17 protein-coding genes and 1 tRNA gene are annotated in these 15,785 nt (G+C 43.8%); 7 read left to right on the forward strand and 11 right to left on the reverse strand.

The features are described 5' to 3' along the window. Positions 1–10 precede the first annotated feature (10 nt). The 11 genes from rpsS to JMX13_RS06195 all read right to left on the reverse strand — a co-directional run bounded on the left by rpsS (position 11) and on the right by JMX13_RS06195 (position 8,938). Positions 11–286 carry a 30S ribosomal protein S19 gene (gene rpsS / locus JMX13_RS06145; RefSeq protein ID WP_021813372.1) on the reverse strand — a complete coding sequence of 92 codons (276 nt, stop codon included), beginning with the start codon at positions 284–286 and terminating at the stop codon, positions 11–13. A 12-nt stretch (positions 287–298) separates the two neighbouring features. After that, entirely contained in the window at positions 299–1,126 is an 828-nt protein-coding gene (gene rplB, locus JMX13_RS06150; protein ID WP_201546356.1) for a 50S ribosomal protein L2, read from the reverse strand. Between the two features lie 11 nt (positions 1,127–1,137). After that, positions 1,138–1,488: a 50S ribosomal protein L23 gene (gene rplW / locus JMX13_RS06155; RefSeq protein ID WP_183621135.1), complete on the reverse strand. Its 351-nt coding sequence runs from the start codon at positions 1,486–1,488 to the stop codon at positions 1,138–1,140. Continuing rightward, positions 1,485–2,087, reverse strand: coding sequence for a 50S ribosomal protein L4 (gene rplD / locus JMX13_RS06160; protein WP_201546355.1), 603 nt, complete (start codon positions 2,085–2,087; stop codon positions 1,485–1,487). The genes rplW and rplD overlap by 4 nt, the downstream gene beginning before the upstream one ends. Positions 2,088–2,101: 14 nt before the next feature. Next, positions 2,102–2,740 (reverse strand): 50S ribosomal protein L3, encoded by a 639-nt coding sequence (gene rplC, locus JMX13_RS06165; RefSeq protein ID WP_201546354.1) that lies wholly within the window; start codon positions 2,738–2,740, stop codon positions 2,102–2,104. A gap of 48 nt (positions 2,741–2,788) precedes the next feature. Beyond that, entirely contained in the window at positions 2,789–3,100 is a 312-nt protein-coding gene (rpsJ, locus tag JMX13_RS06170; RefSeq protein ID WP_010196670.1) for a 30S ribosomal protein S10, read from the reverse strand. Positions 3,101–3,565: 465 nt separating this feature from the next. Then, positions 3,566–5,155: an Rne/Rng family ribonuclease gene (locus tag JMX13_RS06175; protein ID WP_201611022.1), complete on the reverse strand. Its 1,590-nt coding sequence runs from the start codon at positions 5,153–5,155 to the stop codon at positions 3,566–3,568. A gap of 119 nt (positions 5,156–5,274) precedes the next feature. Next, positions 5,275–5,979, reverse strand: a complete 705-nt coding sequence (locus tag JMX13_RS06180; protein WP_201611024.1) for a Maf family protein — start codon at positions 5,977–5,979, stop codon at positions 5,275–5,277. Positions 5,980–6,049: 70 nt separating this feature from the next. Continuing rightward, positions 6,050–6,535 (reverse strand): rod shape-determining protein MreD, encoded by a 486-nt coding sequence (gene mreD, locus JMX13_RS06185; protein WP_201611027.1) that lies wholly within the window; start codon positions 6,533–6,535, stop codon positions 6,050–6,052. Between the two features lie 133 nt (positions 6,536–6,668). Then, complete coding sequence (mreC, locus tag JMX13_RS06190) at positions 6,669–7,529, reverse strand: rod shape-determining protein MreC (RefSeq protein WP_201611029.1); 861 nt, start codon at positions 7,527–7,529, stop codon at positions 6,669–6,671. A 380-nt stretch (positions 7,530–7,909) separates the two neighbouring features. Beyond that, positions 7,910–8,938, reverse strand: a complete 1,029-nt coding sequence (locus tag JMX13_RS06195) for a rod shape-determining protein (RefSeq protein WP_227679484.1) — start codon at positions 8,936–8,938, stop codon at positions 7,910–7,912. A 34-nt stretch (positions 8,939–8,972) separates the two neighbouring features. Between JMX13_RS06195 and JMX13_RS13770 the strand changes: the two genes are divergently transcribed. The 7 genes from JMX13_RS13770 to JMX13_RS06225 all read left to right on the forward strand — a co-directional run bounded on the left by JMX13_RS13770 (position 8,973) and on the right by JMX13_RS06225 (position 15,722). After that, positions 8,973–9,095: a hypothetical protein gene (locus tag JMX13_RS13770; RefSeq protein ID WP_265088398.1), complete on the forward strand. Its 123-nt coding sequence runs from the start codon at positions 8,973–8,975 to the stop codon at positions 9,093–9,095. A 549-nt stretch (positions 9,096–9,644) separates the two neighbouring features. Further along, on the forward strand, positions 9,645–9,959 hold the full coding sequence (gene gatC, locus JMX13_RS06200; protein ID WP_201611031.1) for an Asp-tRNA(Asn)/Glu-tRNA(Gln) amidotransferase subunit GatC: 315 nt from the start codon (positions 9,645–9,647) through the stop codon (positions 9,957–9,959). Positions 9,960–10,028: 69 nt separating this feature from the next. Then, entirely contained in the window at positions 10,029–11,525 is a 1,497-nt protein-coding gene (gatA, locus tag JMX13_RS06205; protein ID WP_201611033.1) for an Asp-tRNA(Asn)/Glu-tRNA(Gln) amidotransferase subunit GatA, read from the forward strand. After that, positions 11,525–13,054: an Asp-tRNA(Asn)/Glu-tRNA(Gln) amidotransferase subunit GatB gene (gene gatB, locus JMX13_RS06210; RefSeq protein WP_201611035.1), complete on the forward strand. Its 1,530-nt coding sequence runs from the start codon at positions 11,525–11,527 to the stop codon at positions 13,052–13,054. Before gatA ends, gatB begins: the two co-directional genes overlap by 1 nt. Before the next feature lie 114 nt (positions 13,055–13,168). Beyond that, positions 13,169–13,245, forward strand: a tRNA-Pro gene (locus JMX13_RS06215). Between the two features lie 161 nt (positions 13,246–13,406). Further along, entirely contained in the window at positions 13,407–14,645 is a 1,239-nt protein-coding gene (locus JMX13_RS06220) for a tyrosine-type recombinase/integrase (protein WP_201611037.1), read from the forward strand. A 123-nt stretch (positions 14,646–14,768) separates the two neighbouring features. Further along, complete coding sequence (locus JMX13_RS06225; protein ID WP_201611045.1) at positions 14,769–15,722, forward strand: hypothetical protein; 954 nt, start codon at positions 14,769–14,771, stop codon at positions 15,720–15,722. Positions 15,723–15,785 lie beyond the last annotated feature (63 nt).

Raw genomic sequence — 15,785 nt, forward strand, 5'->3', positions numbered from 1 at the left:
GGTAAGCACCTTATTTCTTAGCTTTTCTGTCAATGCCATGACCACGATACGTACGAGTCGGGGCAAATTCACCTAGTTTATGACCAACCATCTGTTCGCTCACGATAACCGGTACATGAGTACGGCCATTGTGAACAGATAAAGTTAGGCCAACCATTTGTGGCAAAATCATCGAGCGGCGCGACCAAGTCTTAATTGGTTTGCGTGAGTTGGTGTCTAATGCATTCTCAACTTTAGCAAACAAGTGCGCGTCTATGAATGGACCTTTTTTCAATGAACGAGGCATGAAATTCTTCCTTTATTTCTTCTTGGCGCGGCGGCGGATGATCATACTGTCAGTACGCTTATTATGACGCGTTTTAAGTCCTTTAGACTTCTGACCCCAAGGGCTGGTTGGATGGCGACCTTTGTTACGACCTTCACCACCACCATGTGGGTGATCAACCGGGTTCATAGCAACACCACGAACAGAAGGACGAACACCACGCCAACGTGAAGCACCGGCTTTACCAAGTGATTTCAAGTTGTTTTCAGTGTTAGAAACTTCGCCAATAACAGCACGGCAATTCACGTGTACACGGCGAGTTTCGCCAGAACGTAGACGTAGAATAGCATAAATACCGTCACGACCTAGTAATTGAACGCTGGCACCCGCAGAACGAGCAATCTGTGCACCTTTACCGATTTTAAGTTCGATATTGTGAATCACAGTACCCAATGGGATGTTTTTCAGCGGTAAACAGTTACCTGGACGGATTGGAGAGTTTTCGCCTGACATAACGGTATCGCCCACTGCTTGCTTTTTAGCAGCAATGATATAGCGACGTTCGCCGTCAGCGTACTTAAGTAAAGCAATGTGCGCAGTACGGTTAGGATCGTATTCAATACGCTCTACCGTGGCTGGGATATTGTCTTTAGTACGTTTAAAATCGATAATACGATAATGCTGCTTATGACCACCACCGATGTGACGAGTCGTGATGCGACCATTATTGTTACGACCACCAGTTTTACTTTTTGATTCGAGAAGCGCTGCAAAAGGACGACCTTTGTAAAGGTGTGGATGCACCACTTTTTCAACAAAACGACGGCCTGGTGATGTTGGCTTTGCTTTTACGATAGGCATGAGTGTAATCCTTATTCGTTGTTCGCTGTTTCACTAGTAGAAGCAGTCGTTTTTGCGACGTCTTCACCAGCATCAGCCATTTGTACATCTTGACCAGCTTTTAAGGTAACGTAGGCTTTTTTATAGTCATTACGACGGCCGATGTTCTTACCAAAACGCTTTGTCTTACCTTTAACATTCAATGTGTTTACTTTTAAAACTTCAACACCTTCGAACATCATCTCAACTGCTTTTTTGACTTCAAGCTTAGTAGCGTTAGAGTCAATTTTAAATACCTGCACACCAAGTGAATCGCCAAGCATTTGAGATTTCTCTGAGAATACAGGTCCTCTTAGGATCTGATAAAGTCTTGCGTTATTCATGCTAGTGCTTCCTCAAATTGTTTCGCAGCTTCAACTGACATGATTACTTTATCAAAAGCAATCAAGCTCACTGGATCCACTTCGTTTGTACCAAGTACATTGACGTGTGGAATGTTGCGAGCCGCTAAGTATAAGTTTTCGTCAACTTCTTTGGTGACGATTAGTGCACGAGGTGCGCCTAAGTCATTTAACTTTGCAATCAGCTCTTTGGTCTTAGGGCCAGAAACACTTAGCTCTTCAACCAAAATTAGACGATCTTGACGAATCAATTCGGCTAGGATGCACTGCATCGCACCGCGATACATTTTACGGTTAACTTTCTGTGACCAATCTTGTGGTTTAGCCGCGAATGCACGACCACCCCCACGCCAGATTGGGCTACGAATAGAACCCGCACGAGCGCGACCAGTACCTTTTTGGCGCCATGGCTTAATGCCACCACCAGAAACTTCGGCACGGGTCTTTTGAGCGCGTGTACCTTGGCGAGCACCAGCAAGATATGCGGTGACGACTTGATGCACTAATGCTTCGTTGAATTCACGACCGAAAGCCGTATCAGAAAGCTCAACTGCCGCCCCTGTAACTGTTTTTAAATCCACGTTAATCCCCTTGCTTAGGCTTTGACTGACGGACGTACGATGACATCGCCACCGGTGGCACCTGGGATAGCACCCTTGATGACAAGTAACCCATTTTCAACATCAACCGATATCACTTCTAGGCCTTGAACGGTAACGCGTTTGTTACCCATCTGACCTGGCATTTTTTTGCCTTTGAAGACTTTACCTGGTGACTGGTTTTGACCAGTTGAACCAAGCGCACGGTGAGAGACTGAGTTACCATGAGTGGCATCTTGCATGCTGAAGTTATGACGCTTCACGCCGCCTTGAAAGCCTTTACCTTTACTGTTACCTGTGACATCAACCATCTGACCTTGTTCGAACAAGTCAGCTAGGATCTCACCACCAATCTCACGACCTTCAAGATCGCTGTCATTGGCACGAAATTCCCAAACACCACGACCAGCGGCAACGCCAGCTTTAGCGAAGTGACCTTTTTGAGCTGCTGTTACGCGGCTGTCACGACGGGTACCTGTGGTAACTTGGATGGCTTGATAGCCATCTACATCAGTATTTTTTACTTGAGTAATGCGGTTAGCACTGATCTCAACCACTGTTACAGGGATAGATGCACCTGCTTCAGTGAAGACACGGGTCATGCCGCATTTTTTACCGACTAAACCGATCGCCATTTTAGACCTCTTTATATCTTATATTAATGGGTTGGGTGTTTATGTGCATTAACCCAAAGCAATTTGAACGTCAACACCCGCCGCTAAATCAAGCTTCATTAGCGCATCCACAGTTTTGTCGGTAGGTTGAACGATGTCAACCATACGCTTATGAGTACGGATTTCGTACTGATCACGAGCGTCTTTGTTTACGTGTGGTGAAGTTAGAACGTTGAAGCGCTCAATGCGAGTCGGCAACGGTACAGGACCACAAACTTGCGCACCGGTGCGCTTTGCAGTATCAACAATCTCTTGTGCAGATTGATCAATCAGACGATGATCAAAAGACTTAAGACGGATACGGATTCTCTGGTTAGCCATGCCAGCAAGCTCCTAATATGTGCCTTTGTCATTCTTGCTTTGCAAGGATATGAGCAAAAGCCGTTTGGTTAAATATTCACTTAAAGCGGCCTTCTGTTCTAAACCAGAATGAGTTCGTTAACGGAACTTATAGCGTACTAAAAGTAAAATAGTTTAAAGCCCCGCCGACCCTTCCATTATAGGATGTCAGCAAAGGCATAATGAAATAGTGCTAGAAACGATGCTCTAGCTGTCATAGCGCCAGCTGTTTGATTGGCTGCGCATATATAATTCAGTGGTTTGTATTATACATAATTTTTAACCCATTGCAAGGAGGTTATTTGCAATGATGGCAGATAGTAGTTGATATAAAACATTATTTGTACACTACGTCCCTACTTTTTATAGAATTATTGGTCATTAAAGATTAACTTATACAGTCGCTAGTTTCTCCATTACTTGCTTTGGGTATTTAATAATAAATACTTAATCTAGAACAATATCATACTGCTCTTGGGTATAAAGATTCTCGACATCAAAGGTAATGACCCTACCGAGTAGATACTCTAAATCTGCTACCGTATCCGATTCTGAAGTCAGTAATAAATCAATGACTGCGGCATGAGCAACGACGGTAAATTTCTTTGGTGAGTTATACGTGCGAGCACAGCGCATGATTTCACGGAATATCTCAAAGCAGACCGTTTCAGCGGTTTTGACGAAACCGCGTCCTTGGCAGGTCGAGCATGGCTCACATAGCTGCTGACCTAACGACTCTCGCGTGCGCTTGCGGGTCATCTCAACCAAACCAAGCTCACTTACTTGGGTAATTTTGGTTTTCGCGTAGTCTTGTACTAACTGTGACTGCAAACTCTCAAGGATATCGTCTTTATGCTGCTGCTCAAGCATATCGATAAAATCTAGAATGATAATGCCGCCTAGATTACGTAGACGCAGCTGCCGCGCTATGGCATGAGTGGCTTCTAAATTGGTTTTATAAACGGTATCTTCTAATGAGCGTGCCCCAACAAAAGAGCCGGTATTGACATCAATCGTCGTCATCGCTTCGGTTTGATCGATAATCAGATAGCCGCCTGACTTTAAGTCAACCCGCCGTTTTAGGGCATCACGCAGATCGTCCTCGACGCGGTGCACATCAAACAGTGATTGCTCAGCAGTATAATGCACAATGCGGTCATAGACGAAAGGCACAAACTCTTTAGCAAAATATCTGACTTGCTCATAAATCTGTTCGTTATCGATAACGACTTTTTCGGTACCAGCATGTACCAAATCGCGAATAGAGCGTAGCGGCAGTGATAATTCTTGATAAATAAGTTCGGAGCTTTGATTGGGCTTCATTTCTTGGCGGCGGGCACAAATGGTGCGCCATAACTGCAATAAGTAGTAAATATCTTCTTCAAGTTTATCGACAGGGACACGCTCGGCTGCTGTGCGCGCAATCAGTCCACCTTTTAGGTTGACGGTTTGCATCAGGCTAGTGAGTTCAGTCTTGAGACGGGTACGCTCTTCATCGCCATCAATACGTTGCGATATACCAATATGCTCACTTGATGGCAGGTAGACCAAGTAACGTGACGGCAGCGAGATATTGGTGGTTAAGCGTGCACCCTTGCTACCGAGCTGGTCTTTGGTCACTTGTACTAAAATACGTTGGCTTTCGTGCAGACGATGCTGGATAAGGGTTTTTGCAACGGGTACGACTTCAGTTTGTGGAATAACAACCGGCGGCGTAACAGCTAGGTCATCAGTAGTGGCTTCTATGACAGTAGGTTCATTATCGGTAGTGTCATGGGCTTTATTTTTATTTTCAGCGACTGGGCGCGGCTCACGCTGCATATCGTTGACATGTAAAAACGCCGTGCGCGATTGTCCGATATCAACAAAAGCCGCTTGCATACCAGGAAGCACCCTTACTACCGTGCCCAGATAGATATTGCCGACCAAACCCAGTTTATGATGACGCTCAATATAAATCTCGCCTAAGATACCGTTATCTAACACGGCGACGCGCGATTCCATGGGACTAATATTAATCAGCAGCTCTTCGGACATAATATTTTCTCTTATCACTCAGCTTTCTTGTGAAGCGTTCATAGTTTGGTAGCCTCACAGTGTAGCAAATGCGCCTTGCGTTTGCCCATCACCCTACCGTGTCATTATGTGCATAAGCATTAGGAATCTAATTTTAGCGAATTGAAAATCTTGGCTTTATCCTCTTGTATCTCATTGATAAGCGCTAATGTTTGTGCAAGCGGCAAACCAACCACATTAGTATAGCTGCCATTGATACGGCTCACCCATGCTGCACCCAAACCTTGAATGCCGTAACCACCCGCTTTATCAGCAGGTTCGCCGCTGTCCCAGTAATCACTCATCATCTCTGCGCTGAGCGCTATAAAAGTCACTTCGGTGCGCTCAGTGATTTGTTGCTGATTAACGACTTGCAATACTGGTTCGTGATTTAGGTCGTTAGCCGCTTTAAATGATAATGACACCTGAGTTGCTTGCACCGCTGTCCAGACTTCATGGACATTATCGGACATCTGCTGCCACATGCGATAAGCATCTTTACGATTATCTGGTTTAACCAATACTGTCTTGCCATCTGCTAAGACACCGATGGTATCAGCGGTTAAAATAATGATTGATTCAAGTAAATCAGTTTGATTGTTTTTTAAGTTTTTATTTAATTCTTTGTTTAATTGTTGGAGTGCCGCCTCTGCCTTGGTAGCGACCATGCGTTCAATGTAATCTTTAGGAGATTCATTAGCATCCGGCGTTTCATCAATATCGACGCTCATCACCGTAAAGTCGAGTTGCGCCCTGGTTAGCAGCTCATGACGGCGCGGTGAGCCAGACGCTAAAATGAGTTTCATCGCTATTCTCTTGTTTTATAAATTTATGGTTTTTGATTTTTTTAGTTTTGCAGACCGATGAGAGTATAAGTTAGCGCGCAAATTTGCGTAATATAAATAGCACCAACGGCCAGCTTATGATACTCATTAATAAGGATAAGGCAGATTGGGCGACAAAGGTATTTTGGATAAACATCTGCAATATCCATAAAGTCACTTGGAATATGACCAATCCTAAGCTTGCTATGAGCCAAGCGCTGATGGTATTTAATTGTCTGATATAAATGCTGGTGACTTTTATTACCATTGCGACCATCACGGCGGCGAAAGCTTGCTGACCTAAATGTGTGTCCATTAACAAATCGGCGATAATACCAATGATAAAAGCACTAAAAATTCCGATATAACGGGGCTGAAACAGGAGCCAAAAAATCAGCACCATCATCATAACCATCGGGCGCAATGTTGCCATGCTTGGGCTTAACGGATAAACACTGAGCGATGAGGCGACAATAAAGCTCAGGACAATCACGGCAAGCAACAGCCCCGTTGCATGTTCAGAATCAGGATATGCCATGAATACTTACCTTTAGCGAATATTTAGCGGCTGCTATGTAACGATTTATCTAGCATGGGTGGAAATAAAAGCGGTGGTTAAGAGGTAGCTGTGACTATTATATTTATATTGAGTTAAAGCAGCAGGCAACCTATCAATCTTCCTTAATGTCTGTGTTATTTTTATTGACCATCTTGTCTTGTAGTACCAGCACGTAAGCATTGTCGATAAAGTTTGCCGCTGGCGTGACTTCAATGCTTCTAAAGTTATCCTCTTGTGTGTCTTCAACATGGGCAATGCGACCAACTCGATAGCCTGCTGGTATACGTCCGCCCAATCCTGATGACACCAACTCATCGCCGACGCGCACATCTGAGGTTTTAAAAACATAATTAAGGCGTAAAGACGTCGGTATACCCTCACCCGTGACAATAGCCCGCTGTCCAGTGCGTTTGACCGTCACGGCGACAGATTGCTGCTCATCGGTAATCAGTAATAAGCGGCTGGTATTGGGATAGACATTAATAATCTGCCCTAAGATACCGTCTTCATCGATGACCGTTTGACCCACTTGCACGCCATCTTGCTCGCCTTTATTAAGGACGACAATTTGCCTGAGTAGATTGGTATCGGTACCAATTACTTGAGCCAAATTCAAATCAAATTGTTCGGGACGCGTCGTCGAGAGGATACCTTGTAGGCGGGCATTTTGTGCCAAGATATAATCTTGCTGTTGCAGCTTGGCTTGAGCATGGATGAGTTGCGATTTGAGCTGCATATTTTCGCGGCGTAGCGCTTCTTTAGATTGCAAGCTACCGCTTGACCAGTGTTTTGCATAGCTTGGCAATAACGACAGCTCATAAATGGGCTGCATAGCGGCATGGGTGGTGGTACGTATCGGATTGAACCATTCAGGATTTTTGCTATCAAACCACATCAGTACCAATGCCACTATCAATACAATAGCAGTCTTACGCAGTGCGAGTGGCTGGCGAGCAAAAATACTTGGAATCATAGTTGGTCTAATCTAGAGGTTTTAATGTGAGCAATAATTGCTACTTGACATAACAGTGACAAATATCAAGCTATAAAATATGACCTTATCGAATTCTTACTTAGCATCTTACAAATAGCAGTGATAAATGTTAGAAACCGATTACCAGTTAATCTAAATAGTACTGCTAGTTAATTTTGGCATAGGTTTTGGTATGAGTTAATGTTATTAAAGGCAACCTGATTGGCTACCTTTAATAGAATAAAACGAATAAGAAAAAACGATTTTATGATAAAACGCTCACGCAATGTTATTTTAGCGTTTATCAAGCACAGCAAATGTAGCTATGCTCAATTACCACCTATATAAACAATACCCACTATTATATGAACAATAGCAATTTAGACAAAAATCATATTTAGACTTTTGTTATTGATAAAATCAAGGGCAATACCACCGCCGCGGCTGACGCAAGTTAATGGGTCTTCAGCAACGGTCACAGGTAAACCCGTTTCTTTTGAAATCAGCTTATCCAAACCTCTTAATAACGCGCCGCCGCCCGTCAATACAATACCGCGTTCTGCGATATCTGATGACAGCTCAGGTGGTGTTTGCTCAAGTGCAGTTTTTACCGCGCTGACGATACCGCTTAATGGATCGCTGAGGGCTTTTTGCACTTCTTCAGAATTTACGGTAAAGGTCTTTGGTACACCTTCTGCCATACTACGACCGCGAACTTCAACTTCTAGCTGGCTGTCTTCATTTAATGCCGAGCCAACTTCTTGCTTGATACGCTCAGCGGTGGTTTCACCAATCACGCAACCATGGGTACGGCGCACATGCGTGATAATCGCTTCATCAAACATATCGCCACCGATACGAATCGACTCGGCATAAACGCAACCTGACAGTGCGATAACGGCAATCTCAGTGGTACCACCACCGATATCAACCACCATAGAGCCACTGGCTTCATGAACTGGCAAACCAGCGCCGATTGCCGCCGCCATTGGCTCTTCTAGCAACAATACTTTGCTTGCGCCGGCCGATGAGACCGCTTCGCGAATCGCTTTGCGCTCAACGAGGGTCGACTTACATGGTACGCAAACCACCACGTTAGGCTGTGCCATAAAACGCTTGGCTCTAACCTTAGTGATAAAATGCTTGAGCATTTTTTGCGTCACTTCAAAGTCTGCAATTACGCCGTCTTTTAACGGACGAATCGCCGTAATGTTGGCAGGCGTACGACCCAGCATTTGCTTGGCATCAATACCAACAGCAGCAACGGTAGGGTTTTGGGTACGATTACTGCGTAGCGCGACCACCGTAGGCTCGTCGAGCACCACGCCTTTACCAGGAATAAAAATAAGAGTGTTCGCAGTACCGAGGTCGATTGCGATATTATTTGATAAGAATCCAAACAGGTTCATGACTAATATATCCAGCGTATTACAAATGAGGCGAATGAGGCGAACGAAATTGACTGAGGGCTTACTCGTCAGTATTAAGCAGGTCGTCGTTGGACATGACCCGTCGCGAGAGTTTATCATCGCAACCAGTCAAACCGAAGCAATAATGATGAAATGAAAAAACTGAGCTAAATTATACCGATTTAGCTCAAAAAAAACACAGATATTTGCATCAGTACGCTAGAATTTCGGGCTTAAGCTATAAAAATTGTTACAAAGTTTGAAATGGCGAATAATACCACTCCCTTATCTCAAACATCATTTAATTCAATAACTAACAAGGTGCTACAGCCATGTGACCTTGCTGCCAAGTACCTTACTTGGTATTTTGCTCAGCAGTTTGTTTAATAGCTTACTTAACGTTGAGCTTAGCAGTGCGTGCATACTGTAACGTATTTCATAACCAAATAGTGAGCAATTGATAATCAATCCATAACTATCTGGTCAATTTTGCAAATCTCTTTATTTTAGTAAAGTTAGTGCAGCAATCAAAGCCCATGCTCTGTAATCTTGGGTAAGATGCTTTATAATAAAGGCACTCTCTATAAAACATATAGATAATGCGCTTTTTTAATATGTTTTGGTGCTTTAGCCATTATTTGTCTGAACACTGACCTATTTGATTTATTCTCTACTCTAATAAAAACTGTCCTTCACTGGAGAAATTATGTCACAGCCAATCACAGCAGCTGAAAGCAATGTCAGCCGTCAAGAAATTCTAGAAGTTGCCCGCCTTGCACGCTTAGGTGTCGATGAAGATACCGCCAGCAGTTACGCCGATGATATCAGCAAAGTGTTAAAGCTGATGCAAACGCTTGGCAATGTAGACACCACTGACATCAAACCTTTATCAAATATTCATGAAGTTTGCCAAGATTTGCGCGCCGATGTCGCCAAACACGATATCAATCGCGAGCGCAATCAATCGATGGCGCCTGCTGTTGAAGCAGGTCTATACCTTGTGCCACAAGTGATTGAATAATTATTCTAATAATTCTTACCTTTATTTTATCCTATTTACTGCTATTCACATTTTGACGGACGACACCTTATGTCTGAACTTCACCTCTTAAGTACCCAGCAGCTTATTACGGGCTTGCAAGACAAACAATTTAGCAGCCTTGAGCTGACTGAACACTATATCAAGCGTATCGACGCCTTAGATAGTAAGATTAACAGTTTTATCACTCACACCTCTGAAACGGCGCGCGCGCAAGCACAAGCGGCCGATGAGATGCGTGCCCAAGGCGATAATCGTCCGCTACTTGGCGTACCGATGGCGCATAAAGACATTTTTTGTACCCAAGGCGTATTGACGACTTGTGGCTCAAAAATGCTGCATAACTTTATCTCACCTTATGACGCAACTATCGTCACCAATATTGATAAAGCGGGCATGATTAGCCTTGGTAAGCTCAATATGGATGAGTTTGCGATGGGCTCGGATAATGAGAGCTCGCATTATGGCGCGGTACACAATCCTTGGAATCTAGCGCACGTCCCCGGTGGCTCATCAGGTGGTAGTGCAGCAGCAGTTGCCGCAGGCTTTGTCCCAGTTGCGACCGCTAGTGATACAGGTGGCTCTATTCGTCAGCCAGCGTCATTTTGCGGCTTAACCGGTATCAAACCAACTTATGGCCGTATCTCACGCTTTGGTATGATTGCTTATGCCTCCAGTCTTGATCAAGCGGGTAGCGTGGGTCGTAGTGCCATGGACTGTGCTTATCTGTTGCAACCAATGATTGGTCATGATCCACGCGATGCTACTTCTATCAAGCATGATATACCTAATTATGTACAAGACTTAAATGAGGCAGCAGCCAGCGCTGGGGATAAACCATTTGCCGGCTTACGTATTGGTGTTGCTAAAGAATACTTTAGTAAAGGTCTTGATGCTGAAGTCGAACAAGCGGCTCGTGCAGCGTTAAATAAATACGAAGAGCTTGGCGCAACCATTGTAGAGGTTACCATCACTGACCCTGAGATTACCCTTGCCACTTATTATATGCTCGCACCAGCTGAAGCATCATCGAACCTGTCACGTTTTGACGGCGTACGATTCGGTTATCGCTGTGAAAACCCAACCGACCTTCTCGATTTATACACGCGCTCACGCTCGGAAGGCTTTGGTCCTGAAGTACAACGTCGTATTTTGACCGGTACTTATGCACTATCGGCTGGTTACTTTGATGCTTATTACACTAAAGCACAAAAAGTACGCCGTATCATTGTCAAAGACTTCGAAGACGCTTTTGCTAACTGTGATGTCATCGCCAGTCCAACTGCGCCAACCGCTGCTTATAAGCTTGGTGAAGACCTTGACTCTGCGACGCTGTACTTAGGTGACGTTTATACCATCGGTGTCAACTTAGCCGGTCTACCTGCCCTTAGTCAGCCAGTTGGTTTGACCTCAAACGGCTTACCAATCGGTTTGCAATTGATTGGTCAGTACTGGCAAGAGAGCAAACTGCTCTCTACCGCGCACCTATTCCAGCAGCATACAGACCACCATTTACAACACTCTACCATCGCGAAGGAGACGGTATAATGAATACAGCAACCACTACTACTGATCATGCTGCTCACCAAGATATCGTCCGCAAAGAGCTGTTCGTCGATGGCTATGAAGTGGTCATCGGGATTGAGATTCACTGCCAGCTAAATACAGAAAGTAAAATATTCTCAAGCGCGCCAACCGACTTTGGTCACGAGCCAAACACCCAAGCCAGTATCGTTGATTTGGGCTTACCCGGTGTCTTGCCAGTGCTAAATGCTGGTGTGGTCGATCGTGCTTTAAAATTCGGTATCGGCGTCAATGCTGAGCTAGGGTTATTTAATACCTTTGATCGTAAAAACTATTTCTACCCTGACTTGCCAAAAGGCTATCAAATCACCCAAATGGCCAACCCTATCGTTGGCAAAGGCTATATCGATGTCGTAGTCAATGAAGGCGAGAAAAACGAATACCCTAAACGCATGGGCATCACCCGCGCGCATTTAGAAGAAGATGCCGGTAAATCAGTGCATGATGCTGTCGATGGTATGACGGGCGTTGACCTTAACCGAGCTGGTACACCATTAATCGAAATCGTCTCTGAGCCTGATATGCGCTCAGCTCATGAAGCCCTTGCTTATATCAAAGCCATTCATCAACTGGTCACTTGGCTTGGTATCTCTGATGCCATCATGGCAGAAGGCTCATTCCGCTGTGACTGTAACGTCTCTATTCGTAAGCCGGGTGCAGAATTGGGCACGCGTACTGAGCTCAAAAACCTAAACTCGTTTCGCTTTATCGAGCGTGCTATCAATCGTGAAATCGAACGTCAAATCGATATCATCGAGGACGGCGGTAAAGTCATCCAAGCAACGATGCTTTATGATCCAGAGCGCGATGAAACTCGCACCATGCGTACCAAAGAAGACGCCAATGATTATCGCTACTTCCCTGACCCAGACTTGCTACCTGTACGTATCGAGCAGCATACCGTTGATAGCATTCGGGCGGCAATGCCTGAGTTGCCTGTTGCCCGTCGTGCACGTTTTGAAGAGGCGCTTGGTCTATCAGAATATGACGCTCGTATCCTAACAGGTAGCCGTCCGCTAGCCGATTACTTTGAAGCCGTTGTCGCTGAAGTTGGGCAACAAGATGCCAAAATGGCGGCTAACTGGGTCATGGGCGATCTGCTAGGAGCGTTGAATAAAGATGATAAAGACATCATCGACTCTCCTATCAGCGCCAAGCAATTGGCTGGTATGCTAGCGCGTATCAAAGACGACACCCTATCTGGCAAATTGGCTAAGAAAGTCTTTAGTGCTCTTTATGAGCGTGAAGGCGGCGATGCTGATGATGCAGCAGATAAAATCATCGAAGAAAAAGGTCTTAAGCAAGAAACTGATACGGGCGCAATTAAGGCCATCGTTGAAGACGTTATTGCGAAAAACCAAGCGATGGTTGAAGAGTATCGCGGCGGGAAAGAAAAAGCATTTAACGGTCTGGTTGGTCAAGTGATGAAAGCCAGTCGCGGTAGTGCTAACCCGCAGCAAGTGAACCAAATCCTAAAAGAGCTGTTGGGTTAAGGTTAACTGCTCATTGGTTATGCTGACTATGATAAGTAAAATACGATTGTAGATTTTGGCTAAAATAAATAGCCCTTGCAATATGCATAATTTTGCGTAAAATAGTCAGTCATTCGGGGCGTAGCGCAGTCTGGTAGCGCACTACACTGGGGGTGTAGGGGTCGCAGGTTCAAATCCTGCCGTTCCGACCAAACATAATATTAGGGTAGACCGTCATTGACCGTCTACCCTTTATTTTGCCAGCTTTTAGGCTAAACACCTTCCATAGCACTCCATCATAAAACATAGTAATCCATGTAAAATTGCGGTATATTTTACGGTATATTTTATACCGTCATGGAAATATACCGTCATGCCATTAACTGATAGCCAAATCAAACGCTTTAAGCCATCCGACACTTGTACACCTAGCCGACCTGACAAATATAGCGACGGTAATAACCTACGCTTATGGGTGCGTAGCACTGGCAGCAAGGTATGGGTATGTGACTACAAGTATGCTGATAAACGTCAAAGCTTGACCATTGGAAAATATCCATCGATGAGCCTTGCTGATGCTCGCCAGCGTAACCAACAGATAAAAGATTTGATAGACCAAGGTATCAACCCTAAGCAAGAAAAAAAGCGCTTGCAGTCTGATACTGATGGTACAAAGACATTTGATGCCATAGCACAACGCTGGCATGACGACCGAAAATCTCACATTGTCCATAGTACCTATAGCCGTGACTACTCACAGTACCAACGCGATATTAAGCCATTCATTGGTGAAATGAACGTGGGTGACATCACTGCGCCTAACATTCTAGCCATTGGTAAAGCCGTTGAAGCAAGAGGCGCTACCGATATGGCACGTAGAGCGATACGTCAAGCAGGACAAATATTCAAACAAGCCATACGTGAGGGCTTAATAACTCATAACCCAGCCAACGACTTAACCGAAGCATTAAAACCGCATAAGGTGAAACACTACCCACGTGTAACCAGCCAACAATTACCTAAACTATTACAAGATATTGATGCTTACGGCGGTCACCTATTGGTGAAGCTAGGCTTTTGGGTAATGTGTTATACATTTGTGCGGACACAAGAGCTACGTATGATGGAATGGGCGGAGATAGACTACAAAGCCAATATATGGCGCATACCAGCCGACAAGATGAAAATGGATAGACCACACCTAGTACCGCTTGCTCCTCAAGTAATGGCTATCTTAGAACAGATTAAACATCTAGGTCTTTCAGACAAGTATGTCTTTTTCAATATCGAGAGGCATCAACCCTATAGTGAAAATGCGTTCAGCAATGCGTTGAAGCGTATGGGCTATAAAGACAAGATGACTGGTCATGGCTTCCGTGGACTTGCCAGCACTACCCTACATGAACAGGAATTCATGCACGAAGCAATAGAGCTACAACTGGCACATGAAAAAGAGAACAAAGTAAGCAAGGCATATAACGGAGCGCAGCATCTACCCTATAGAACAAAAATGATGCACCAGTGGGCAAACTTCATTGATGATGCATACGCTGGCAAGATTGATAACGTTATACACGGAAACTTCAAACAGCAAGCTCAACAGCTAGGTTAATGCTTAGCACCATCTATGCAAGGCTAGGACTAATTACCCGAACGGCGGCTATTCACACCCTTAAGCTGTCACTGCCTTGCACCTACTTTGATTTAAGGGTGTGAGGGTGTAAAAGTGGGCTTAATGGATGAAATTATTAGAAAGCAAACAGAGGATTATATTAAAGCTAATGACTTACTTATTAATTTGTCGAGTATGAATAGCGAGCCGCTTTACGAGGTGGTTCAATATTTACTATATTCTGACCTGAATAAATTAAACTTATATTATATTGATTCGAATAAGAAAATTGAAAGGCTCAATTCAGACGATAAGGATTATATAGGTGATTTCCTCGAAGTAATTAGACAATCAATTAGACTAGGTGACAGGAAAGATGAAATATTAATATATAGTGATAAAGAAAGCTTAAAGAACTTTTCTACTCATACTAGAAGCGAAATACTGCACTTTATTGAGTTACGTGCTGACTATTACTTTAAGATATCAGAACTTCTGAGTTTTAAGCCTTTAGAAGGCATACTACATCTTGGCGGTTCCAATGACCACCGGCCCTCGAATACTAACAAAATTATTATAGAACTTGAAGAAAGAATTAACGAGCTTCTCGATGAGTTGAGAGATAAAGATAGAAAGATAGACCATCTCCTTTCTTATTCTAGTTCGGATAAAACAAGCACTGATAACCATCTAGTTAAGCAACTTAGAATAGAGGTTAAAAAACAGCAAGAAGAGATCCTAGCTTTACAAAATAAATTAGAAAATTCGGTCGATAAAGATGGGAGTTTAAACCCTAAAGATAGTGCATATTATTTAATAGCGGTACTAAAAGAATTACTATTAGACCCCGAAATTACTGGATTCATGTTCCAAACTGATAAAGACAAGGGTAAAAAAGAACCAACACAGGCTGTACTCGTTAATCATATTGCTAATATGTATATTAAAAGCTTAAGCACTAGAAATATAAGTGGCTTATTAGCTGATGCAAATAGAACTTTCACTGAACTAACTAAGAGTATTTTCGCTAAGGCCGACAATATGTTAATTGACGCCAAAAAGAATACTAGACATTGATTATGTAAATTGCAAATGCAATTTTCGAATTGCATTTGCAATGCCATAAAGCACTCTATCTCA

Origin of the sequence: Psychrobacter immobilis (assembly GCF_904846285.1) — a bacterium.
GTDB lineage: Bacteria > Pseudomonadota > Gammaproteobacteria > Pseudomonadales > Moraxellaceae > Psychrobacter > Psychrobacter immobilis_D.